The 23,078-nt window shown below is 53.6% G+C and carries 21 protein-coding genes and 1 tRNA gene; all 22 read left to right on the forward strand.

All coding sequences use genetic code 11. The features are described from left to right. The first annotated feature begins 10 nt into the window (after positions 1-10). The 22 genes from AC097W_RS05165 (at position 11) to AC097W_RS05270 (ending at position 22,868) form a co-directional block, all read left to right on the forward strand. Entirely contained in the window at positions 11-1,171 is a 1,161-nt protein-coding gene (locus tag AC097W_RS05165) for an ABC transporter ATP-binding protein (RefSeq protein ID WP_479601309.1), read from the forward strand. 6 nt (positions 1,172-1,177) lie between these two features. Next, positions 1,178-2,104 (forward strand): ABC transporter permease, encoded by a 927-nt coding sequence (locus AC097W_RS05170; RefSeq protein WP_479601228.1) that lies wholly within the window; start codon positions 1,178-1,180, stop codon positions 2,102-2,104. Next, positions 2,101-2,940 carry an ABC transporter permease gene (locus AC097W_RS05175; RefSeq protein ID WP_479601229.1) on the forward strand — a complete coding sequence of 280 codons (840 nt, stop codon included), beginning with the start codon at positions 2,101-2,103 and terminating at the stop codon, positions 2,938-2,940. Before AC097W_RS05170 ends, AC097W_RS05175 begins: the two co-directional genes overlap by 4 nt. 45 nt (positions 2,941-2,985) lie before the next feature. Continuing rightward, positions 2,986-4,329, forward strand: a complete 1,344-nt coding sequence (locus AC097W_RS05180; RefSeq protein ID WP_479601230.1) for a DUF3138 family protein — start codon at positions 2,986-2,988, stop codon at positions 4,327-4,329. Between the two features lie 151 nt (positions 4,330-4,480). Next, a complete protein-coding gene (locus AC097W_RS05185; protein ID WP_479601231.1) occupies positions 4,481-5,968 on the forward strand; it encodes an aldehyde dehydrogenase in 1,488 nt (495 codons plus the stop codon). Between the two features lie 51 nt (positions 5,969-6,019). Then, complete coding sequence (gene gabT, locus AC097W_RS05190; protein ID WP_479601232.1) at positions 6,020-7,309, forward strand: 4-aminobutyrate--2-oxoglutarate transaminase; 1,290 nt, start codon at positions 6,020-6,022, stop codon at positions 7,307-7,309. Positions 7,310-7,319: 10 nt separating this feature from the next. Beyond that, positions 7,320-8,648, forward strand: a complete 1,329-nt coding sequence (gene glnT / locus AC097W_RS05195; RefSeq protein ID WP_479601233.1) for a type III glutamate--ammonia ligase — start codon at positions 7,320-7,322, stop codon at positions 8,646-8,648. Between the two features lie 303 nt (positions 8,649-8,951). Beyond that, complete coding sequence (gene aceA / locus AC097W_RS05200; protein WP_479601234.1) at positions 8,952-10,256, forward strand: isocitrate lyase; 1,305 nt, start codon at positions 8,952-8,954, stop codon at positions 10,254-10,256. Between the two features lie 99 nt (positions 10,257-10,355). Further along, a complete protein-coding gene (gene thrS, locus AC097W_RS05205) occupies positions 10,356-12,269 on the forward strand; it encodes a threonine--tRNA ligase (RefSeq protein ID WP_479601235.1) in 1,914 nt (637 codons plus the stop codon). An 86-nt stretch (positions 12,270-12,355) separates the two neighbouring features. Then, positions 12,356-12,949, forward strand: coding sequence for a translation initiation factor IF-3 (infC, locus tag AC097W_RS05210; protein WP_479601310.1), 594 nt, complete (start codon positions 12,356-12,358; stop codon positions 12,947-12,949). 222 nt (positions 12,950-13,171) lie between these two features. Further along, the gene (gene rpmI / locus AC097W_RS05215) at positions 13,172-13,375 is read left to right on the forward strand and encodes a 50S ribosomal protein L35 (protein ID WP_142814204.1); all 204 of its coding nucleotides are present in this window, start codon (positions 13,172-13,174) and stop codon (positions 13,373-13,375) included. Positions 13,376-13,400: 25 nt separating this feature from the next. Next, positions 13,401-13,760, forward strand: coding sequence for a 50S ribosomal protein L20 (gene rplT, locus AC097W_RS05220; RefSeq protein ID WP_209395850.1), 360 nt, complete (start codon positions 13,401-13,403; stop codon positions 13,758-13,760). A 102-nt stretch (positions 13,761-13,862) separates the two neighbouring features. Further along, a complete protein-coding gene (gene pheS / locus AC097W_RS05225; RefSeq protein WP_479601236.1) occupies positions 13,863-14,933 on the forward strand; it encodes a phenylalanine--tRNA ligase subunit alpha in 1,071 nt (356 codons plus the stop codon). Between the two features lie 18 nt (positions 14,934-14,951). Beyond that, positions 14,952-17,387, forward strand: coding sequence for a phenylalanine--tRNA ligase subunit beta (gene pheT / locus AC097W_RS05230; protein ID WP_479601237.1), 2,436 nt, complete (start codon positions 14,952-14,954; stop codon positions 17,385-17,387). 35 nt (positions 17,388-17,422) lie between these two features. Further along, a complete protein-coding gene (locus tag AC097W_RS05235) occupies positions 17,423-17,740 on the forward strand; it encodes an integration host factor subunit alpha (RefSeq protein ID WP_479601238.1) in 318 nt (105 codons plus the stop codon). A 121-nt stretch (positions 17,741-17,861) separates the two neighbouring features. Beyond that, positions 17,862-18,311: a MerR family transcriptional regulator gene (locus AC097W_RS05240; RefSeq protein ID WP_479601239.1), complete on the forward strand. Its 450-nt coding sequence runs from the start codon at positions 17,862-17,864 to the stop codon at positions 18,309-18,311. A 39-nt stretch (positions 18,312-18,350) separates the two neighbouring features. Then, a tRNA-Pro gene (locus tag AC097W_RS05245) sits at positions 18,351-18,427 on the forward strand. Between the two features lie 195 nt (positions 18,428-18,622). Continuing rightward, entirely contained in the window at positions 18,623-19,579 is a 957-nt protein-coding gene (locus AC097W_RS05250) for a tyrosine-type recombinase/integrase (protein WP_479601240.1), read from the forward strand. A gap of 158 nt (positions 19,580-19,737) precedes the next feature. Beyond that, positions 19,738-19,983 (forward strand): helix-turn-helix transcriptional regulator, encoded by a 246-nt coding sequence (locus AC097W_RS05255; RefSeq protein WP_479601241.1) that lies wholly within the window; start codon positions 19,738-19,740, stop codon positions 19,981-19,983. A gap of 12 nt (positions 19,984-19,995) precedes the next feature. Continuing rightward, the gene (locus AC097W_RS05260) at positions 19,996-20,271 is read left to right on the forward strand and encodes a hypothetical protein (protein WP_479601242.1); all 276 of its coding nucleotides are present in this window, start codon (positions 19,996-19,998) and stop codon (positions 20,269-20,271) included. 91 nt (positions 20,272-20,362) lie between these two features. After that, the gene (locus AC097W_RS05265; RefSeq protein ID WP_479601243.1) at positions 20,363-21,790 is read left to right on the forward strand and encodes a DUF3987 domain-containing protein; all 1,428 of its coding nucleotides are present in this window, start codon (positions 20,363-20,365) and stop codon (positions 21,788-21,790) included. 466 nt (positions 21,791-22,256) lie between these two features. After that, complete coding sequence (locus AC097W_RS05270) at positions 22,257-22,868, forward strand: hypothetical protein (protein WP_479601244.1); 612 nt, start codon at positions 22,257-22,259, stop codon at positions 22,866-22,868. Positions 22,869-23,078 lie beyond the last annotated feature (210 nt).

Raw genomic sequence — 23,078 nt, forward strand, 5'->3', positions numbered from 1 at the left:
GCATAAGGGTATTTCGGTGGCAACTAACTCAAACTCAAAGCCAGCGGTCGCTGCAACGGGAGACGCTCCGTTTCTGCAAATCAAGCGCATCGTCAAAAAATTTGATGATGTCTTTGCAGTAGATGAGGTATCTCTTGACATCCAGCAGGGTGAGATTTTCGCCTTATTGGGTTCATCCGGCTGCGGAAAATCCACTTTGCTGCGCATGCTGGCGGGGTTTGAGACACCGACTTCGGGGCAAATATTGCTGGCGGGACAGGACATTGTTGGACTCGCTCCCTATGAGCGGCCCATCAACATGATGTTTCAGAGTTACGCATTGTTTCCTCACCTCACGGTTTGGGACAACATTGCATTTGGTTTGCGAAGGGACGGCATGCCCAAGGATGAGCTCGAAGCGCGGGTCACTCAAATGCTGGATTTGGTTCAGCTCAAGGCCTATTCCAAGCGCAAACCGCATCAGTTGTCTGGAGGGCAACAGCAGCGGGTTGCGTTGGCACGCAGTTTGGCCAAACGTCCCAAGTTGCTGTTGCTGGATGAACCTCTGGGCGCTCTGGACGCCAAGCTTCGGGAACGCACCCAGCTGGAGTTGGTGGGCATTATCGAGCAGGTGGGCGTAACCTGCGTGATGGTGACCCATGACCAGGAAGAGGCCATGACCATGGCAACCCGGATCGGTGTCATGAGTGAGGGAAAAATTCTGCAGGTCGGCAAACCTGCAGAAATTTACGAAACGCCCAATTGCCGGTTTGTGGCCGACTTCATTGGCAGTGTGAATTTGTTCAAGGGCTCTGTCGAAGTAGATGAGCCAGACCATGTCACCATCACCACGCCTGAGTGCAAACATTATGTAAGCCATGGAATCACCGGGACTTCTGGCATGGCGGTTCACGTGGGTATTCGTCCTGAAAAAATGACCATTCAGCAGACGCTACCAAGGGATGATGAGCGTGAGTCACTCGCTGAAGTGGGATTCAACATCACCACTGGTGTGATCGAGGATCTCGCCTACCTCGGCAGTCTGACGACGTACCATGTCAAACTGGAAACGGGTGTCATCGTCAAGGTGACCCATACCAATGATGCGCGCCACAACGCCACCCAGCTGACCTGGGGCGACAAGGTGGTGGTGTGGTGGTGCGGCAGCGATGTTGTTGTTCTGACCAGGTGAACGAACATGATTTCCATCGCAATTAAAAAATGGTCGTTTTACGACAGGATTACCGGTCCATGGGGACGGTCCGCTGTCATAGGCGTGCCTATGGTGTTTCTGTTGCTGGTATTCCTGTTTCCGTTTCTGGTGGTGTTCAAGATCAGTCTCTCTGAAATGGATACGGTGTTCTTCAAAGATATTTTGACCTGGGCAGACGGCGTTGTCGACCTCAAGCTGAAGGTTGGTAACTACCTGAGTTTGGCGGAGGACTCGCTGTACATTCAGACCTACTTGAGTTCGGTGAAGTTTGCGGCAATCACGACAGCGATTTGTCTGGTGATTGCCTATCCGTTTGCCTATTTCATGGCGCGGAGCCCGGCCGACAAACGCCCGGCATTGCTCATGCTGGTCATGTTGCCGTTTTGGACCTCTTTTCTGCTGCGCGTTTATGCGTGGAAGATGTTGTTGGCGGACAGCGGAGTTTTCAACAACCTCGCGCTGGCAATGGGGTTGATCTCTGAACCAGTGAAAATGATGAATACCCCGTTTTCACTGGTCTTGGGCATGGTTTACACCTATGTGCCTTTCATGATTCTTCCGCTGTATGCCAATTTGGCAAAGATGGACTTGCGCCTGCTCGAGGCTGCATTGGATTTGGGTGCGACTCCCTGGCAGGCGTTCTGGCGCATTACCGTTCCATTGTCCAAGAGCGGGATCATTGCGGGCTCCATGCTGGTGTTCATCCCCTGCGTCGGCGAGTTCGTCATTCCCGAGTTGTTGGGTGGGCCGCAAACCCTGATGATTGGACGTGTCCTTTGGGATGAGTTTTTTAGTAACAACGACTGGCCCATGGCCGCCACTGTGGCTGTAGTCATGGTGCTGCTCATCATCGTGCCACTGGCCTTGTTCAACAAATACCAGGCTGAAAGCACCTCAGGGGGTCGCGCATGAAGATCAATGCAGGACGTGTCACATCCCGGGTCTGGATGGGAGCAGTTTTTCTGTTCCTGTACCTGCCAATATTTACGTTGGTGGTGCTCAGCTTCAACGGAAGCCCCATGGTTACCAGTTGGGGCGGGTGGTCCCTGCGCTGGTATCAGGAACTGGCCCGTGACACCGAAATTATTAATGGGTTTTCCCTGTCGTTGGAAATTGCATTTCTCACGGCCTGCTCTTCGGTAATTCTGGGGACATTGGCAGCCTTGGCGTTACATCGGTTCAAACGTTTTCCGGGCCGCACCTTGTTTGCGGGCATGGTGAATTCACCGTTGGTCATGCCTGAGGTGATTATTGGATTGTCATTGTTATTGATGCTGGTGTCGGTCCAGCGCATGTTTGGATTTCCTGAGCGCGGGTTGGGAACTATCTGGCTTGGCCACACCCTGCTGGGAATGGCCTATGCCACTGTCGTAGTGCAATCACGTTTGCAGGAATTGAGTCCGCAGATGGAGGAGGCGGCACAAGACCTGGGATGTCGACCCCTGCAAGTTTTCTTTTTAGTAACTCTGCCACTGATCTCTCAGGCTATTGGCTCTGCTTGGCTGCTGACGTTCACCTTGTCTCTTGATGATGTGGTGTTGTCGGCTTTCCTGTCCGGTCCGGGATCCACCACCATGCCCATCACCATTTTCAGCCGTGCTCGCCTGGGATTGAGTCCCAGTGTCAACACGGTCGCGACTTTGACGGTGGCGGTTGTCAGTATGGGTGTGTTGGCGGCCAGCATCCTTATTTCGCGTGCCGAACGTCGTCGTGCGGCTGAGATGGCCGCAGCGTATCGCGCCAGCTAGTTTGTGTCCAGTTGCTTTTATTTTGATTTCAAACAGGAGAATGTAATGCGCCTTCAAAGAAAACTAATCATCGTCGCACTCGCCAGCGCAATGCCCTGGGTTAGCGCGCAGGCTCAGTCTGCAGCCGACTTGCAAAAAGAAATTGCGGCGCTTAAGGCACAGTTGCAGTCACTGCAACAAAAAGTCGACGCAATCAGTGCGGCGCCTCCCAGCACGAATATTTCACAGCAAGTCACGCGTCTTGAGCAAAAAATGGAACTGGTTGCCGATGAGCAGGAGAAATCCGGCTTTAAGGGCGTGAAGATCAATGGCGTGATTGAAGCCTCATACAAGACGAATGACCTGGACCGCAACAATGTTTTCAGTTCTTCCGGTGGTTTTGCAGATGAATTTGCCATGCTGCAGATTACCAAGGAAAGCCAGGACGGCGAGGGCGTTGACTGGACCTTGCGTTTGTTGCCCGGTTCTTCCACCTACAACCATGTTCACGAAGCATCAGTATCGATTCCCATCAACAAGGAAAATCGAATCATCGGCGGGATGATTCCGGACTTCCAGGGTTATGAGTTCTATTTCGCCAATGCCAATGCGACATTGGGAAACCAACTCCTGACCCACAACGCATTATTTGACTTGACGGGAGCCACCTCTTACAAAGGTTTGGGTATGACACACACCTTCAACAACGGGACTTATGCGTTGAAATGGATAGTTGGGAATGTCGATGCTGGCGTGGATAATGTAAATTCCAACCCGACTACCTTTGCTCCTACTGCAGTAGCTGCCTCAAATACCAATTCGGTTGCTCTCGCCTATCGTGCTGATTGGTTTATCAATGAGTTCTCTTATGTCGGATTGTCTGGTCTTCACGGATCTGTCAATCGCAATTTCACTGTGATGTCCATTGACGGTGGTTACACCCATGGTGATTGGGCGTTTAACGGCCAATTATCTTGGGGCTCACAGCGCAATGCGGCCACCACTGGAGAAGACGCGCGGTGGGCCGGTGTGTCAGGATTAATGGGGTACAAAGTGACTCCGCGCCTGCAGTTGTTAGCGCGTGTTGATTTCATAGATAACCGGACCAATGGTGGCGGGACATATGCATACAACGGTAGCAGTGGTAGCGATTATGCTTCCGGATACAACTTTGGGTTAGGTCAGGAATTGGATTCGACTGGTGCGCCTGCGTTGGATGCCGAAGGAAAGCCGGTTGGAGCCAATTTGACTCGCGTGTCTTTGGGTACCAACTACCAAGTCAATGCAAACACCCAATGGAAGGTGGAATACCGCCTTGATCAGTCAACCGGAAACAATTTCCGTGACATCGATGGAAACTTTAAGCAAAACAAAAATACCTTGGGCACTTCTGTTGTGCTTTCGTTCTAAGTCGCGAATCGCTCACATTTAGCGGCAGGTGAAGGCGGGGTCGGTAGCAATACCGCCCCGTTTTCTATTTGTGGACTGTCATGGGTCCACTTTTTGAGAACATCAGGTATCCAGTTTATGACTGGACTTGGACAGTTTGGAGAACGCAATTATGAATACTACCTATGCACGGGCAACTCCTGCATTAGATGGCAGAGCCTTGATTGATGGGCAAAGGGTTTCAGCCAAAGACGGACAGCTGTTTGATTGCGTTTCGCCCGTAGATGGGCGCGTGTTGACTCAGGTTGCGCGTTGTGGAGAAGCCGACATTAATGCTGCAGTCTTGGCGGCCCGCGCTGCTTTTGAAGACAGGCGGTGGCGCGGACTAGCCCCTGCGCAGCGCAAGCGCATCATGATCCGCTTCGCTGACTTGCTGTTGCAACATGCGGACGAGCTGGCATTGACCGAAACGCTCGACATGGGTAAGCCAGTGAAGTATGCACGCGCTGTGGATGTCAACAGTGCTTCCAATTGCATTCGCTGGTACGGGGAAGCCGTCGATAAAGTTTATGACGAAATTGCGCCAACCGCAGACACCGCGCTGGCTTTGATCACGCGCGAGCCGGTTGGTGTGGTTGGGGTCATAGTGCCGTGGAATTATCCCATGATCATGGCGTCATGGAAGATTGCCCCGGCACTGGCTGCTGGGAATTCAGTCGTTCTAAAGCCAAGTGAAAAATCACCTTTGACTGCCCTGCGGATGGCGGATCTGGCTTTGGAGGCAGGCATTCCCGCTGGGGTGTTCAATGTAGTCACAGGCTACGGCCCTGAAGCGGGTTCCCCGCTGGCTTTGCATATGGATGTGGATTGCATTGCCTTTACCGGGTCAACCGGCGTGGGCAAGCAAATTCATGTGATGGCGGGTCAAAGCAACTTGAAGCGCGCATGGACCGAACTGGGAGGCAAGTCCCCCAATATCGTATTTGCCGATTGCCCCAATTTGGACAAAGCCGTGGAAGCGGCAGTTGGCAGCATTTTCTTCAACCAGGGAGAAAGCTGCAACGCGCCATCGCGACTATTTGTGGAAGCGAGCATCAAAGAACGGTTTCTTGAAAAGGCTCTGAAGTTGATGCCAGCCTATGCGCCAGCCAACCCACTAAATCCCGAAACCGTAATGGGAGCACTGGTCGACCAGATTCAGATGAACACGGTCCTCCGCTACATTGAAAGCGGCAAGGCGGAAGGGGCCAGGTTGATTGCTGGCGGTGAGCAAGCCTTGCGTGAAACAGGCGGCTGTTACGTGCAGCCCACCATTTTTGATGGTGTCAGCAGCGATATGACCATTGCCCGCGAAGAAATTTTTGGCCCGGTGCTGTCCGTGTTGTCGTTCACCGATACCGCCGAGGTCGTGCGCCAGGCCAATGCCAGCGTATACGGTCTGCAGGCGGGCGTGTGGACCAGTGACCTGAACAAGGCGCATGGAGTAGCGCGTGCGCTTCGCGCCGGTACGGTGCATGTCAATCAGTATGACGAAGACGATATTACCGTCCCTTTTGGTGGTTTCAAGCAAAGCGGAGTGGGGCGCGACAAGTCCCTGCACGCTTTCGATAAATACACCGAGACCAAAACAACCTGGATCCGGATCGATAGCCCGGTGTAAAGCCGCCGCTCCATTTGCCGAATCCAGGAACTACTTCACGAGGAAATGAAAATGAACGCATCTATGAAGCCTTCTGCCACCCAGACCAATGCCGATTGGCACGCCCGCCGCTTGGCCGCAACACCGCGTGGCGTTGCCGTGATGGGGGATTTCTTTATTGACCACGCCAAGAATTCGGAGTTCTGGGATATCGAAGGCCGTCGTTTCATCGACTTTGCTGGTGGCATTGCGGTACTCAATACGGGCCATTGCCATCCCAAAATCCAGGCAGCCATTTCCGATCAGTTGGCACGGTTTACCCATAGTTGCTACCAGGTGGTGCCTTACACCGAATATGTCCATCTTGCGGAGCGTATTCTGGAAATCAGTCCTATAGATGGACCCAAGAAAGTAGCATTCTTTTCGACCGGCGCTGAGGCTATTGAAAACGCGATCAAGATCGCACGCTCTGCTACCGGTCGTGGGGGCGTCATCGCTTTTGGTGGGGCGTTTCACGGTCGCAGCCTGTTCGCCGTCTCGTTGACAGGAAAAGTGCAGCCCTATAAAGCTGGTTTTGGCCCATTCCCCCCCGAGATCTACCATCTGCCGTTTCCGTGCCACTGTGCGTCATTGGACGAGACCAAGCATGCAATGGAGCAATTGTTTAAGTGCGATATCGAGCCGTCCAGGGTTGCAGCAATTGTCTTTGAGCCGGTGCAAGGTGAGGGTGGGTTTAACGTCATTCAGAAGGCCGCTGTGGAGTGGCTGCGAGACCTGTGCGATCAGCATGGCATTGTGTTGATAGCGGATGAGGTGCAATCGGGTTTTGCGCGCACGGGCAAGATGTTTGCCATGGAACATTTTGGAGTCTCCCCCGATTTGATGACCATGGCAAAAAGCATGGCTGGTGGCACTACTTTGTCTGCCGTAGTGGGTAAGACAGCCATCATGGATGCCCCAGCGCCTGGTGGTTTGGGGGGGACTTATGCGGGTAACCCGTTGGCGGTTGCCGCTGCTCACGCGGTTCTCGACGTCATGGCGGATGAGCATCTTGTAGACCGCGCCAACATGCTGGGTGCGCGGCTGGTCGAGCGTCTGAAAACACTTCAGCGCAGCGACAAAACGATTTCCGATGTGCGCGGGTTGGGGGCCATGATTGCCTGTGAATTCGTGCACCCCGAAACCGGTGCGCCCGATGCGGATCGCACCAAGCGGGTGCAACAGGCAGCACTCAAAAAGGGCTTGTTGCTGTTGACATGTGGCGTTTACGGCAATGTGATTCGCTTTCTGTTTCCATTGACTATTCAGGATGCAGTCTTTGACGAAGCCATGGTGATACTGGATGAAGTGATTGGTGCCTGAAGGAAGAAGCATGACTATAGAGTCCACGATAGAAACGTTGGCGGCGCAAGGCATTCACAGCGTACTAGCCCAGTTTTCCGACATTCATGGTGTCGCCAAGGGCAAGCTGGTTCCGCTACAAAATCTGCGTGAGTGGGTGGAGTCAGGTGCCGGTTTTGCCGGCCCCAGCATCTCGGGTACAGGCCTGGGACGTTTTGGACCCCGCAGTGAGTATTACGGCCGGGTGCAGCTGGAGTCTTTGCGTCCCTTGCCTTTTTTGCCGGGAGTGGCGCATGCCGTGTGCGACGGCTATGCCGGTGGTGAGCCACTGCAAACCTGTTCACGCCAATTGTTGAAGTCTCAGATGGAGCGGATGAAGGCGCGTGGCTGGACGTTGTGGGTCGGGATCGAACCCGAATTTTTCCTGCTTTGCAAGGACAGTTTGGGGCAATGGAAAGTGGCCGACGCCCAGGATCAACTCGATAAGCCTTCGTATGACCTTAAATCCATTGGACGGAACGCGGGTTTTTTGGATGACATGCGCAGGACTTTGGTCGAACTGGGTTTTGACCTTCAGCAGATTGACCACGAAGATGCATGTGGTCAATATGAAATCAACTATCGGTTTGACGATGCGCTGGCATCGGCGGATCGCTATATGTTGTTCAAAATGACTGCCCATTCGGTTGCGCAAAAGCATGGCATGACCTTCAGTTGCATGCCTAAGCCACTGGCCAACGCGCCGGGAAGCGGTCTGCATTTCCACTTGAGTATCACGGATGCAGACGGTCAACCCATATTTTCCAATGCTGCAGATTCGCTCGGGCTAAGCCCCGCGGGATATGGTTTTGTCGCTGGCCTGCTGCACCATGCCGACGCACTCAGCGCCTTATGCGCGCCAACGGTGAATAGTTATAAACGGCTTGCATCCAGCGCCAGCGCTTCTGGAACGACCTGGTCGCCAGTCTGGAAGAGTTTTGGGGATAACAACCGCACTTGCGTCGTTCGAACTGTGGCGGGGCGTATTGAATGGCGATTGCCGGACCCTTCGTGCAACGTCTATGCGGCAATCGCTGGCACGCTGGCGGCAGGCCTAAATGGAATTGATCAGGCAATGGTGCCACCCGCGCCCTGCAGCGAAGATCTTTATCAGCGTTTGGCGAGTGGGCAAGAAATGCCGCCCCGATTGCCTCGCGACCTGCATGAGGCTTTGGTGGCGCTCGCCGAAGACGACTTGTTGTGGAATGCCGTCGGCACTGATTTTTGTCGTGAGTTCGTGAATCTCAAAACGGCTGAATGGGACGAATATAGCCAGCAGGTGAGTGCTTGGGAGCTTCACCGTTATGCGGATGCCTTTTAGCTCGGCTCACGACGCCCCTCACCTCCATTAAGTGGCTGCGGTACGTCTCTGATTTTGGAGTACGCGAAGCGATTCCGGATTATGAAAACGAGCTCACCCAGGCGATGCGACACTTTTGCGCATCGAGCAATTCCTTATCACTATGTGGCATGAATGATGCAAGTGCTTGATTTGCAAATGAAAATTTATGTCTTATATAAGACATAAGATTAAATCAAAGTCTTATATAAGACTAAAATACGCTATCAGCCTGCGTCGATTTGACCGCTTAGGCCTTTTTTTCTTTAACTACGGAGTGAATCCATGACTACGCAAACCCGTGAACAGCAAATTGCCGCCCTGGAAAAAGATTGGGCAACCAACCCCCGCTGGAAAGGTATCAAACGTGGCTATTCCGCTGCGGATGTGGTGCGCCTGCGTGGTTCGTTTCAGGTTGAGCACACTTTGGCTCAGCGTGGTGCCGACAAATTGTGGGACCTAGTTAACAACGAGCCCTACGTCAACTGCCTCGGCGCGTTGACGGGCGGTCAGGCCATGCAGCAAGTCAAAGCTGGCGTTAAAGCCATCTACTTGTCTGGCTGGCAAGTTGCTGCAGATAACAACGAATATTCCGCGATGTACCCCGATCAGTCCCTGTACCCAGTGGATTCGGTGCCAAAGGTCGTCGAGCGCATCAATAACTCCTTCACCCGCGCGGATGAAATCCAGTGGGCCAAGGGCGTTGGCCCAGGTGATGCTGGTTATATCGAATACCACGCGCCGATCGTTGCGGATGCAGAAGCCGGTTTCGGTGGCGTTTTAAATGCTTACGAACTGATGAAGGCGATGATCCGGGCCGGTGCAGGTGGTGTCCACTTTGAAGACCAGTTGGCATCCGTCAAGAAGTGCGGTCACATGGGTGGCAAAGTACTGGTTCCTACGACGGAAGCTTGCCAAAAGCTGATTGCTGCCCGCATGGCGGCTGACGTGTATGGCGTATCCACCCTGGTGATTGCCCGTACCGATGCCGAAGCTGCTGATCTGTTGACCAGCGACTACGACGAAAACGACAAGCCGTTCTTGACCGGTGAGCGCACTGCTGAAGGCTTCTATAAAACCCGCAAGGGCATGGACCAAGCTATCTCGCGCGCTATCGCCTATGCGGACTATGCCGATCTGGTGTGGTGCGAAACAGGTACGCCTGATCTGGAGTTTGCCAAGAAGTTTGCGGATGCCGTGCATGCCAAGCACCCCGGCAAGATGCTGGCGTACAACTGCTCGCCATCGTTCAACTGGAAGAAAAACCTGGACGATGCCACCATCGCCAAGTTCCAGAAAGAACTCGGCGCCATGGGTTACAAGTACCAGTTCATTACCTTGGCTGGCATCCACAACATGTGGTACCACATGTTTGACCTGGCACAAGACTACGTCAAGCGTGGCATGACTGCCTACGTCGAGAAGGTGCAAGAGCCTGAGTTTGCAGCGCGCGAGCGCGGCTATAGCTTCGTGTCTCACCAGCAGGAAGTTGGAACCGGTTACTTTGACGATGTGACGACCGTTATTCAGGGTGGCAAGTCCAGCGTGACTGCTTTGACCGGTTCTACCGAAGAAGAACAGTTCCACTGAACCGATTGGAAGGCTGGCACAGCGTAAAATCCTGCTGCCCCGGCTTCCTTTTTTTAAAGCGCGGCTTGTCCGCGCTTTTTTATTTTGATTTTGCAGAACATGATTCAAATTACGCTTCCTGACGGCTCGATACGCGAATACGCAGGCCCTGTGACGGTGGCGGAAGTGGCCGCGTCCATTGGCGCGGGTCTGGCCAAAGCGGCCCTGGCAGGAAAGGTTGACGGCAAGGTGGTCGACACCAGTTTCACCATTGAGTGCAACAGCGCCCTGTCCATCGTGACAGCCAAAGACGCCGATGGTCTGGAAGTTATTCGCCACTCTACGGCCCACTTGCTGGCATATGCCGTCAAGGAACTGTTCCCAGATGCCCAGGTCACGATAGGTCCGGTGATCGAGCATGGTTTCTTTTATGACTTTTCATATAAGCGCCCATTCACGCCTGATGATCTGGTATTGATTGAGAAGACGATGACGGCTCTGGCAGCCAAAGACGAGCCCATAACGCGTCGTGTTCTACCGCGCGACGAAGCTGTTGCCTATTTCAAGAGTCTCGGCGAGCATTACAAAGCCGAAATTATCGAAAGTATCCCGGCTGATCAGGACGTCTCACTTTACCGGGAAGGCGTGTTTGAAGACCTTTGCCGCGGCCCGCACGTGCCGAGCACTGGCAAGCTAAAACACTTCAAGCTCATGAAGCTCGCCGGTGCCTACTGGCGTGGCGACCACAAGAATGAAATGCTTCAACGCATCTACGGTACAGCATGGGCGACCAAAGACGATCTGCAGCAGCATCTGACCATGCTGGAAGAGGCTGAAAAACGCGACCATCGCAAACTGGGCCGAGAGTTGGACTTTTTCCATATTGACGATCATGCCCCTGGGCTGGTTTTTTGGCACCCAAAGGGCTGGACCCTCTGGCAGGGTGTCGAGCAGTACATGCGTCAGGTTTATCGAGACAACGGGTATCAGGAGGTCAAGGGTCCACAGATCATCGATAAGGGCCTTTGGGAAAAGACAGGGCATTGGGACAAGTACCGTGAAAACATGTTTGTCACGGAGTCCGAAAAACGCGAATACGCGTTGAAACCCATGAATTGCCCAGGGCATATCCTCATTTTTAAGCAGGGAATCAAGAGCTATCGTGATCTACCTCTGCGGTACGGTGAATTCGGGCAGTGTCATCGTAACGAGCCGTCTGGTGGCCTGCACGGAATCATGCGTGTGCGCGGTTTTACGCAAGATGACGGGCACATCTTTTGTACCGAAAATCAGATCCTGCAAGAGTGTGTCAACTACACGGCTTTGCTGCAAAAAGTTTATACGGACTTCGGCTTCAAGAACATCATCTACAAGATTGCCACTCGCCCAGAGCAGCGCATCGGGTCGGATGAAATTTGGGACAAGGCTGAGGCCGCGCTGGTTGAGAGTTTGCGTGCATCGGGTTGTGAGTTCGAAATTTCTCCAGGAGAGGGCGCGTTTTACGGCCCCAAGATCGAATACACGCTGAAGGATGCGATTGGACGCCACTGGCAATGCGGGACCATTCAAGTCGATTTTTCAATGCCCGAGCGACTGGATGCTGAATATGTCGGTGAAGATGGTGCCCGGCACCGTCCCGTTATGTTGCACCGCGCAATCGTTGGCAGTCTCGAGCGCTTCATCGGTATTTTGATAGAAGAAAGCGCTGGTGCGCTGCCCGCATGGCTGGCCCCGGTTCAAGTTGTTGTGCTAAACATCACCGATGCGCAGGCGGAATATGCCCGTTCTGTGGCCAAAACGCTGCAAAATCAAGGGCTTAGGGTCGAGTTAGACCTGCGTAATGAGAAAATTACGTATAAAATACGGGAGCATTCAATGCAGAAGCTGCCATACCTAATTGTCGTTGGCGACAAGGAGATGGCAGCAGGTGCTGTTGCGGTGCGCGCTCGGGGTGGTCAAGACCTCGGTGCAATGTCTCTTGATGCATTCGTGCAAAAAATTGCAGGAGACATTGCCAATAAGTCTGTTATCTAGAGTTTTCTCCAGAAATTTTGATTTGTTGGGTGTGCTGTGCAGCTTTAGCTACTATTGATGTAGCAGATATTGTGAAGGATTGAGCCATCGCTACTGAATTTCGTGACCGTCGTCACCGCGAAGAACGCAAACACCGCCTCAACCGGGAAATCATGGCTCCAGAAGTACGCCTCTCGGGGCAGGAAAATGAGCCATTGGGTGTTGTCAGTATTTCAGAAGCGCTCCGCATGGCGGGCGAGCTGGATGTTGACCTGGTTGAAATTGCTGCTACGGCTGTACCTCCGGTTTGCCGGTTGATGGACTACGGAAAGTTCAAATACCAGGAGCAAAAGAAGGCGGCTGAGGCGAAGGCCAAACAGACGGTTATCGAAATCAAGGAAATTAAATTCCGTCCTGGCACCGATGACGGAGATTACAACATCAAGATGCGCAATATCAAGCGTTTTTTGGCTGACGGCGACAAGTGCAAGATCACTCTGCGTTTTCGGGGGCGTGAAATCACACACCAGGAAATCGGAATGGCATTGTTGAATCGTATTCGCGCCGATTTGGTGGATTTGATTGTGGTGGAGCAGTTTCCCAAGCTGGAAGGGCGTCAGATGATCATGATGATTGCTCCAGGCAAGAAGAAGCCGGCATCCAAACCAGTAGCTGAAGCGTCGAGTCCGTCGGCGTCTTGAGGGTAGTGATGTTGGCTGTCATGATTGATGGCCAATAAGGGATTGGAGGGTGAGAGCCCTCTAAGTGAGTGTGTGCTGAAAGGTGCTACTTGCAAGGCGATGGGCTAATCACCTGTCGGACAAGTGGTCGCTTCACGGCATCACTTAGAAGTGGCTCGGGGCCAACAAGGCTGCAAATAGTTTGCAGACGCCTCACGAGCACAATGAAGAAGGAGCATTAATATGCCCAAAATGAAGACCAAGAGCGCGGCGAAGAAACGCTTCCGCGTCCGTCCAGGTGGAACCGTTAAACGCGGCCAAGCCTTCAAACGTCACATTCTGACCAAGAAGACCACCAAAAATAAACGCCATTTGCGCGGCTCAACTGCAGTTCATGAGACCAATATGGGTCATATGGCGCAGATGTTGCCAGGCCGTGGTATTTAATTAACGACGAACAAGGAGTAATCACATGCCTCGCGTCAAACGTGGTGTAACGGCTCGCGCCCGCCACAAAAAAGTTCTAGCCCTTGCAAAAGGTTTTCGCGGTCGCCGCGGTAATGTCTTCCGGGTCGCCAAAGAAGCGGTCATGAAGGCGGGGCAATATGCCTACCGTGACCGTCGTACCAAAAAACGTGTCTTCCGCCAGTTGTGGATTGCGCGTATCAATGCAGCGGCGCGTCAATGCGGCATGACATACAGCCAGTTCGCCAATGGTCTTAAGAAAGCCAATATCGAGATCGACCGCAAGGTTTTGTCTGATATCGCCATTCACGACATGGCTGCTTTTGCAGGTATCGTGGAGCAAGTCAAGGCCAAGCTGGCTGCTTGATTTTCGCGCTGTCATGCTATCTATTTGATAGCTTTCAGTGCAAATAGAACAAGGGCTAGAGCTTGAAAGAGCGCTAGCCCTTTTTCATTGACGAGAGAATGTATGAACGAGTTGAATGCGATCGTTGACAACGCCAAAGCTGCCTTTTCCCAGGCCGTAACACCTGCCGATCTCGAGAACGCCAAAGCGTTGTTCTTGGGTAAGTCAGGTCGCATCACTGAATTGATGAAAGGCATGGCTGCCCTGACGGTGGAGGAGAAGAAATCCCGCGGTGCCGCCATAAACGTTGCCAAGCAGGCGATTGAATCGGCATTGACGGATCGTCGCCAGGCTCTGGCTGACGCCGAATTGCAAATGCAGCTGCAAGCAGAGGCACTCGATGTGACCTTGCCGGGTCGTCAACGAGGTCAGGGTGGGTTGCACCCGGTTTCACTCACGCTCGAACGCATTGAAGCCATCTTTGGATCCATGGGGTTTGAAGTCGCACAAGGACCCGAGATCGAAACTGACTGGTTCAACTTCACCGCGCTCAATACGCCGGAAGATCACCCTGCGCGCTCCATGCATGACACCTTCTATGTAGAGGGCGGATCACAAACGGCGCCCAATTTGTTGCGCACCCATACCAGTCCCATGCAAATCCGCTACGCGGTGCAACATGTAAAAAAATACCGTGCGTCGTCGGGCGCAGACGATGCCGCATTGTTTTCAGGCGAGATGCCCGAAATTCGCGTGATCGCACCAGGTCGAACCTACCGTGTGGACAGCGATGCGACCCATTCACCCATGTTTCACCAATGTGAAGGCCTTTGGGTTGGCGAAAATGTCAGCTTCAAAGATCTGAAGTTCGTTTTCACCGATTTTTGCCGTACCTTTTTTGAGAGCGATGACCTGGTTCTTCGATTCCGGCCCAGCTTCTTTCCGTTTACGGAGCCTAGCGCGGAAATCGATATTCAATTTCAAAGCGGCCCATTGGCCGGACGCTGGCTTGAAGTGGCAGGTTCTGGTCAAGTGCACCCCAATGTGATCCGCAACATGGGCCTGGATCCGGAAAAGTACATCGGCTTTGCCTTTGGCATGGGTCCTGATCGCCTGACGATGCTGCGCTACGGTGTAAACGATCTGCGTCTGTTCTTTGACGGCGATGTTCGCTTTCTGTCGCAATTCCAATAGAAATACCCAAGATTCATCATGCAATTTCCTGAATCCTGGTTGCGCACCTTTTGCAACCCACCGATTTCCACCGCGCAATTGGCTGAAACGCTCACCATGGCCGGTCTGGAGGTTGAAGAACTGAAGCCCGTGGCGCCACCATTCACCAAAATCGTTGTTGGTGAAATCAAGGAAGCGGTACAGCACCCCAATGCCGATCGATTGCGCGTATGCAAGGTCGATGTAGGCCAGACCGAACTGTTGGACATCGTGTGCGGCGCGCCCAATGCACGTGTCGGTATTCGTATTCCTTGCGCGCTGGTTGGAGCAGAGTTGCCTCCCGGCGATGATGGCAAGCCGTTCATCATCAAGGTTGGCAAGCTGCGCGGTGTCGAGAGTCAAGGCATGCTTTGCTCTGCCAAAGAGCTTCAGCTGGCCGATGACCACGGCGGTCTGCTTGAGCTCAGCGCCGACGCAACCCTAGGTCAAGATATTCGCGACCACCTGAATCTGGACGACACTCTTTTTACTCTTAAACTCACTCCCAATCTGGCGCATTGTCTGAGTGTGTATGGGGTTGCGCGTGAGGTCTCAGCCCTGACGGGTACGCCACTGCAGGCTCCCGCCTTCCCCGCCTTAGCGGTAACCAATAGCGACACACTCGCCGTCAAGGTTAGCGCGTCCGATTTGTGCGGTCGTTTTTCTGGCCGTGTGGTTCGCAATGTCAATACCAAGGCTGCAACTCCCCAGTGGATGGTGGACCGCTTGGCACGCTGCGGCCAACGCAGTGTGACTGCCTTGGTTGATATCTCCAATTACGTCATGTTTGAGTTGGGTCGTCCGACCCATATATTTGACCTCGACAAGATTGTCGGAGGGCTTGACGTGCGTTGGGGCCATGCAGGTGAGCAAATCAAGCTGCTCAACGGCAACACCGTCACTGTGGATGAAAAAGTAGGCGTGATCGCCGACAGCGCTCAGGTTGAATCGCTGGCTGGCATTATGGGCGGTGACGCAACTTCCGTATCAGACCACACCCAACACGTTTACGTCGAAGCCGCTTTTTGGTGGCCCAAGTCCATCTCTGGCCGATCGCGCCGTTTCAATTTTTCTACCGATGCAGGTCACCGGTTTGAGCGGGGTGTGGACCCGCACCTGACAGTGGAGCACATTGAGCACATCTCACGGCTCATTGTCGAGATTTGCGGAACAGCCGACACCAGTTGCGGCCCCATTGATGACCAGCAACCCAACATGCCGGTGGCTGCACCTGTCAGTTTGCGCGTAGCCCGTGCCAGCAAAGTCATTGGCATGGCTTTGAGCCAAGAGCAGTGTGTTGATGCGCTGGAACGTCTCGGCTTGGTCGTTGAACAAGCCGACGGATTGCTCACTGTGGTGCCACCTTCCTATCGATTTGATCTGCAGATCGAAGAAGATCTGATTGAGGAAGTGGCGCGTATGGTGGGCTACAACAACCTGCCGCACACACCTCCGCAGGGGCCGATCACATCAAAAATTCGGACGGAGGCCGAGCGTAGCCCGTTCGCCGTTCGTCGTTCTCTGGCCGCGTTGGGATATCAAGAGACCATCAATTTCAGCTTTGTCGAAGAAAGCTGGGAGCATGGCCTAGCGGGCAACCCCAGCCCCATCAAGCTGATCAACCCCATTGCCAGCCAGATGAGCGTCATGCGCTCGTCGTTACTGGGCTCGCTGTTGCAGGTTCTCAAGTTCAATCAAGCCCGCAAGCAACACCGCGTGCGTGTTTTTGAATTGGGCCGTGTTTTCCTGCGCGACGCGTCGGTTCACAACACGGATACCACGGTCGAAGGGTTTTACCAGCCTATGCGTATTGCCGGTCTTGCCAGTGGCGGCGCAGACGTACTGCAATGGGGGCGAAAGGAGCGGGGGGTAGATTTCTTTGACGTCAAGGGTGACGTGGAGGCGCTGCTTTCTCCCGTGCAAGCCGAGTTTGTGCCTGGTAGCCATCCTGCCATGCATCCTGGGCGTTGCGCGCAGGTCCTTTTGAACGGCAAGGCCGTTGGATTTGTTGGCGAGCTGCATCCCAAATGGCGCTCCACGTTTGACTTGGTTCAGGCTCCCGTTTTGTTTGAGTTGGATCTCGCCCCCGTCTTGCACAGGACAGTTCCCGTTTTCAAAGCAGTAGCCAAGTTCCAGCCTGTTCAACGGGATATCGCAGTAGTAGTGGGGGATAACGTCACACACGCAGGGCTAATGGCTGCAATCTGGGCTGCGCCCACATCTGGTTTGTTACGGGACGCACAGTTGTTTGATGTCTATCGTCCGAAATTCACCAATGATGTGGCATCCACTGGCGGTGCCATTGACCGCAGTCTGGCGGTTCGGCTGACTCTTAACGGAGCGGTAGCTACTCTGACAGAGGAGCAAATCGAATCCGTTGTAAAGGCGGTTGTGGACCATCTTGCTGCGTCATTGGATGCGCGTCAGCGCGTCTGACGAGATAGATCAATAAAAAAAAGAATCGAGGACCCATGGATTTTTCTGTTGAAAGTCTGGAAACCCCGGCACTGACCAAAGCGCAGTTGGCTGATTTGCTATTCGAGCAGATTGGCCTGAATAAGCGCGAGTCCAAAGACATGATTGATGCCTTCTTCGATCTAATTGCGGTAAGCCTCGTCGACGGAACAGATGTGAAGATTTCCGGTTTTGGCAATTTTCAGATTCGTACCAAGGCGCCGCGGCCGGGGCGTAATCCCCGAACCGGTGAGTCCATTCCGATCCAGGCACGGCGGGTGGTCACGTTTCACGCAAGTCACAAGCTTAAAGAGCAAATTCAGGACGAAACGTGAAAGCTGACCGCTGTTCATGGAATAGCGGTCAGCTTTTCAAAGGAAGTTTTGCAATCAGCCTTTGCATCAACGAGAAAGTTAGAGTAACCTCTACACTTTGTCTTGTACAGCCTTGATTTCAATGGAGAAAACGCTCCCCCCCATACCTGCTAAACGCTACTTCACCATTGGCGAGGTCGGCGACTTGTGTGGTGTCAAACCCCACGTGCTACGGTATTGGGAGCAGGAGTTCACGCAACTGCGCCCGATGAAGCGGCGAGGCAATAGGCGCTATTACCAGCATCACGAAGTGTTGATGATTCGGCGGATTCGGGATTTGCTTTACGACCAAGGTTTCACGATTAGCGGCGCCCGCAACAAGATGCAGGAACTGTTGCAAAGCGAGCGTGAGAAAAAGCGCAACGGTGAAGTTATGCTGGATGGTGTCGAAGTACTCGAAGTTGACGACATCGATATGGATGATTTTGAAGACAGTCAATCTTTTGACACCCCGGAAGCCGTTTCAGCCCAACTCGTGCAACTCAGACGTGAATTGTTTGAGATCCGCGACCTGTTGAGTACGGGGAACTGATTGGGCATTCGATAGTCGAGGTATAATTGAAGGCTAGATCGGTGTGTGGCGCAGCCTGGTAGCGCACTTGCATGGGGTGCAAGGGGTCGAAGGTTCGAATCCTTTCACACCGACCAGAAGACCGTTTAAAGGCCGCTAAGTAAGACTACTTAGCGGCCTTTTTCATTGGTAAATCAATGACTTAGCCTGTAGCAGGCACTAATAGCCACTATTGACTGCTAAACCCAAACCGGGGAACATATCGGGGAACAAACCGGGAATTTTGCCTAATCTGGCATTTCGTTCCCCGGTTTCCCAAAAAAGGGCCTGCTATGTTGACCGATGCTGAATGCCGTAATGCTGTGTGCAAACCAGAAAAAAAGCGCGAACGTTTTACCGATTCTGGTGGGTTGTACTTGGAAGTAAGTCCGGCTGGGTCAAAGCGGTGGTTTTGGAAGATGTACCAAAACGGCAAAGAATCACGCCTGGCCCTTGGAAGTTATCCGGACATATCCCTGACCGCAGTCAGAAAAGCCCGAGACGTAGCGAGACTGAAAAAGGCGGCTGGTACTGATCCGATTCAGGCACGCAAGATTGAAAAACTGAAATCTAGGACCCCGGCGTTAAACACTTTCCGAGCTACTGCGCTGGAATGGTTCGCCATGAAGCTAGACAGTTGGAGTAGCCACTACGCAATCAGGGAAAAGCGGAATCTTGAAAAAGACCTATTCCCATTCCTGGGCGAACGAAATATTGCCGACATAGAGGCAATTGAACTCTTGTCTGTGGTGCGCAGGGTCGAGGAGCGCGGAGCACTCGATGTTGCGCATAGGGTACTGACAACCGCCGGACAGGTATGGCGCTATGCAGTGGCCACTGCGAGGGCACCTCGTGACGTGACAACCGATATCCGCGGCGCACTCAAGCCTCATCACGGTAAACACTTCGCAGCCATCACAGATCCAAATAAGGTGGGTGAAATGATCCGAGTGATTCGTGGTTATCAAGGTGGGCCAATTGTCCGGGCGGCATTGCAACTAGCACCCATGCTGTTTCAGCGCCCTGGCGAGTTACGCGCGGCAGAATGGGCCGAGTTTGACCTCGATGGGGCAATGTGGACTATTCCAGCGGCACGGATGAAACGCAGCGTCGACGGTAAACGCAACGGCGACCCGCATCAAGTGCCATTGCCAGCTCAGGCAGTGGAAATATTGCGAAAGCTACACCCGTTAGCGACTGTCGCAAACCCTGACAAGACCACAGGCCGAAAGAAAAATGGAAAAGAATAGGCTGGCCATTTAGACCTAGCATCCATGCGGGTTTGCGCTATGGGCGGTGTATTCCATCGCCTGATTGGCCAGAATAAACAGTCTATTTAAACGAACAGATTGTCTAGACACTCCCCCCTATTGCAACAACCGCCAAGGCGGGATAGGGGGAGACAGTTATGTTGATTTTGAGATTGCCCGAAGTTAAAAAGGTATTGGGCCACCGAGCAGATGCCAGCGTTTACAACGCAATTAAGGATGGCACGGTCACTGCTGGAGTGGCCATTGGCCAACGGGCAAAGGGCTGGCCAGACTATGAAGTGCAAGCGATCGCAGCGGCGCGGGTCGCAGGTAAGTCAGATTCGGAAATCCGCGAGCTGGTGAAGGTGTTGCACGCCAGGCGCACCGAGTTGGCGACGTCGTAGCAGGTGACCACAATGCACCACTACCCTGACACCTCCAATAAAAAAGCCCTCGGCGCTATCAACACCGAAGGGCTTACGACCGACACGACCAATGATCTGTATTCTGCCATTGGCGCCCGCCAGAGTAAAGCCATCGCTACAAAAATAGCAGAGCTTGCTATTGCAGGTCATGCTGTGCACCAGACTGCCGATGGCGGTTTTCTAGTGTGTAAATACGGCTACACCTATCACGCACCAAACTTTGAAGCCCTGCAAGCCTTCGCCAGCAAACTGGGGGTGAAGCAATGAAGCTATTTATTCAATCATTGGTGCATGGGCTGAACAACTCAGCTCCGTATGCCATAGCGATTCTGCTAGGCATGGTCCTAAAAGGGTGCGTATGACTGACCCGATCGACCAATTCAAAACAGCAATTGTTGCGGCGGGACTCATACCACCAGACACGATCATCGCGGATGGCAAGCTACATCGTTTCAGCAGCAACGGAAAATCCCGCGACGATTCAGGTTGGTACGTGCTGCACCCAGACGGCATACCGGCTGGTGTCTTTGGCTGCTGGCGTGCTGACATTAGCCAGAAATGGTGTGCCAAGTCAGTCAACACCATGTCGCAGGCTGAACGCGACGCACACCAGGCCCGCATTGCTGCGATGCAGGAACAGAGGGACGCGGAGCATGTGCGGCTACACCAACAAGCGCGGGAATCGGCAGCGGAGATCCTTGCTAACGCGAGCCCGGCGCGCAGCCATGAATACTTGACGTTCAAGGTCATTCAACCCCACGGCGTGAAGTGTGACGGTGAGCGTCTGCTCATCCCAATGCGTGACGCGGAAGGAATCCTACACAGCCTGCAGACCATCACCCCAGATGGCGACAAGCGCTTCCATGGAGGTGGCAAAGTCACTGGCTGCTATTTCGGAATTGGAAACCTGGATGGCCAGCTAGTCGTTTGTGAGGGCTTCGCGACCGGTGCAAGCATTTACGAATGCACTGGACATGCAGTGGCGGTGGCATTCAACGCGGGCAATCTGCAACCGGTGGCAGTAGCACTTCGTAAAAAGTATCCAGCGCTCACCATCATTGTTGCTGCTGACGATGATTATCAGACCGACGGCAACCCTGGACTGACCAAGGCCCAGGCAGCTGCGAAAGCGGTGGTGGGGCTGATTGCGGTGCCTGACTTTGGTGCCGACAGGCCAGACAAGGCGACTGACTTCAACGACCTGCACCAGTTTGCTGGAGCCGATGCGGTGAAGCGGTCCATCAATGCAGCTACCGCCTTCGATCTTTCTTCGAGCCCGCTGAATGAGTGGCCAACGCCAACACCGTTGCCCACTGCCTTACCGCCGGTTGATCCATTTGACGAGGAGTTGTTGCCTGAAGCTCTGCGACCCTGGGTCATGGATATTGCGCATCGGATGCAATGCCCGCCCGACTTCCCAGCGGTGGCGGCACTAGTGGGCTTATCCAGCCTGATCGGAGCGCGTGCCGTGATCCAGCCCAAGGCCAAAGACGATTGGCAAGTGGTGCCGAACCTGTGGGGCGCGGTGGTGGGTAGGCCGGGCGTCAAGAAATCCCCCGCACTGAATGAAGCACTCAGGCCCTTGAATCGATTGCAGACCAAAGAGTTTGATCTGCATAAGGCAGTGCGCGAGGCCTGGGAGATTGATTGCAGGCTGGGGGGGATGCAGGGCGAGGACAATGAACGTAAGGCCAAGAAACTTGCCAGCGATAGCAGCTCAGCAGGTGGCAGACCCAGCGAGCGCTACACCATCAATCCGGCAGCACGGAAGGGCGGTGGGAAATGACATGGCTTGCACGTCTAAAGAGTAAATCTGCCTCGGACACTCAGCCTACAAAACCTACAAAACCGGGTTACGTAGGTTCCGTAGGCACTCAGGATGGGCATATTCAAAAAATCGAAGGTGCTACCCCTGCGGCAAATGACCCTGACCCTGATCCAGATGAATGGTGCTGGCCGCATTCCACGGCCATGAATTCGGAGGAGATCGATCGCTTCATGGCTCGACGCGCGCGATTCACAGACAAAGGGCTAGACCTTGAAGTTGCCGAGTTGCTGGCTGACCGGTTGGTAATCCGGGATCGAGACAAAGACGACCGTCGTTTGTGCATGGAATGCGCACACCTGCAACAAAGTGGGCGCTGTGGAAACTGGGAGCGGGCAGGTGTTGCCGCCCGCGAACGGGACGCTCAGCTAGCCACGGAAATTGTGCAGTTACTGCAACGCTGTGACGGATTTAAAGGAGTATGAACATGGCCACAAAAAGGACGCCCACAACCCGACCCACGCAAACAACGAGCGAACCGGCAAAATCGCATCAAATTTTATTGATGCCGTCAGCGCAAAACGCAATTGCTATGGAGGCCTGGGGGCAGTACGCAGGTAAGACTGATATAGGTGAACTCGTGACTGATTTACGTGCACAGACAGACAAGGTTAGGGCGGGCAACATGGGTCAAGTGGAGGCCATGCTGTACGGTCAGGCGATGACGCTGCAAACCATATTTGTCAGTCTGGCGCGACGTTCCGCCTTGAATGTCGGTGAGCACATGGACGCCGCAGATAGGTACATGCGACTTGCACTCAAGGCCCAGGCGCAAGGTCGGGCGACTCTGGAAACACTTGCAATCATCAAGAACCCTATGCCGTATATCAAGCAAGCGAATATTGCCAATGGGCCGCAGCAGATCAACAACGGGACGACATCGCACGCGGGAAAATTTGAAAATCAGCAAAACGAACTATTAGAGGGGTCCCATGGCAGCACGTACCTGGACACAAGAGCAGCGGCAACGGCAGAGCGAGGCAATCCAGCATTGGAAACCGTGGAACCAGTCTACCGGGCCAAAAAGTTCAAAAGGTAAAGCGGCAGCATCAAGGAATGCCTGGACCGGTGGGCATTTGGTTCGACAGCGTCAACTTACAAAAGAACTAAATCAGGCGCTTCGTGCGCAGCAGGAGTGGCTTGAAAACTCATGACCGGAAGAGGACCAACAAGGCGCCTATGAAGTGTTGCTGTTTCCTTTACTGCACCATGGCCGATAGCCGCATTTGTACATGGCTACGGACTTGGC

It is taken from the genome of Rhodoferax sp. GT1R46 (genome assembly GCF_056521285.1).

Excerpts from the sequence above, each read along its gene's own strand:
- AC097W_RS05170 (WP_479601228.1), top strand. The coding sequence starts at position 1,178 with ATGATTTCCATCGCAATTAAAAAATGGTCGTTTTACGACAGGATTACC.
- AC097W_RS05175 (WP_479601229.1), top strand. The coding sequence starts at position 2,101 with ATGAAGATCAATGCAGGACGTGTCACATCCCGGGTCTGGATGGGAGCA.
- AC097W_RS05180 (WP_479601230.1), top strand. The coding sequence starts at position 2,986 with ATGCGCCTTCAAAGAAAACTAATCATCGTCGCACTCGCCAGCGCAATG.
- AC097W_RS05185 (WP_479601231.1), top strand. The coding sequence starts at position 4,481 with ATGAATACTACCTATGCACGGGCAACTCCTGCATTAGATGGCAGAGCC.
- gabT (WP_479601232.1), top strand. The coding sequence starts at position 6,020 with ATGAACGCATCTATGAAGCCTTCTGCCACCCAGACCAATGCCGATTGG.
- glnT (WP_479601233.1), top strand. The coding sequence starts at position 7,320 with ATGACTATAGAGTCCACGATAGAAACGTTGGCGGCGCAAGGCATTCAC.
- aceA (WP_479601234.1), top strand. The coding sequence starts at position 8,952 with ATGACTACGCAAACCCGTGAACAGCAAATTGCCGCCCTGGAAAAAGAT.
- thrS (WP_479601235.1), top strand. The coding sequence starts at position 10,356 with ATGATTCAAATTACGCTTCCTGACGGCTCGATACGCGAATACGCAGGC.
- rpmI (WP_142814204.1), top strand. The coding sequence starts at position 13,172 with ATGCCCAAAATGAAGACCAAGAGCGCGGCGAAGAAACGCTTCCGCGTC.
- rplT (WP_209395850.1), top strand. The coding sequence starts at position 13,401 with ATGCCTCGCGTCAAACGTGGTGTAACGGCTCGCGCCCGCCACAAAAAA.
- pheS (WP_479601236.1), top strand. The coding sequence starts at position 13,863 with ATGAACGAGTTGAATGCGATCGTTGACAACGCCAAAGCTGCCTTTTCC.
- pheT (WP_479601237.1), top strand. The coding sequence starts at position 14,952 with ATGCAATTTCCTGAATCCTGGTTGCGCACCTTTTGCAACCCACCGATT.
- AC097W_RS05235 (WP_479601238.1), top strand. The coding sequence starts at position 17,423 with ATGGATTTTTCTGTTGAAAGTCTGGAAACCCCGGCACTGACCAAAGCG.
- AC097W_RS05240 (WP_479601239.1), top strand. The coding sequence starts at position 17,862 with ATGGAGAAAACGCTCCCCCCCATACCTGCTAAACGCTACTTCACCATT.
- AC097W_RS05250 (WP_479601240.1), top strand. The coding sequence starts at position 18,623 with ATGTTGACCGATGCTGAATGCCGTAATGCTGTGTGCAAACCAGAAAAA.
- AC097W_RS05255 (WP_479601241.1), top strand. The coding sequence starts at position 19,738 with ATGTTGATTTTGAGATTGCCCGAAGTTAAAAAGGTATTGGGCCACCGA.
- AC097W_RS05260 (WP_479601242.1), top strand. The coding sequence starts at position 19,996 with ATGCACCACTACCCTGACACCTCCAATAAAAAAGCCCTCGGCGCTATC.
- AC097W_RS05265 (WP_479601243.1), top strand. The coding sequence starts at position 20,363 with ATGACTGACCCGATCGACCAATTCAAAACAGCAATTGTTGCGGCGGGA.
- AC097W_RS05270 (WP_479601244.1), top strand. The coding sequence starts at position 22,257 with ATGGCCACAAAAAGGACGCCCACAACCCGACCCACGCAAACAACGAGC.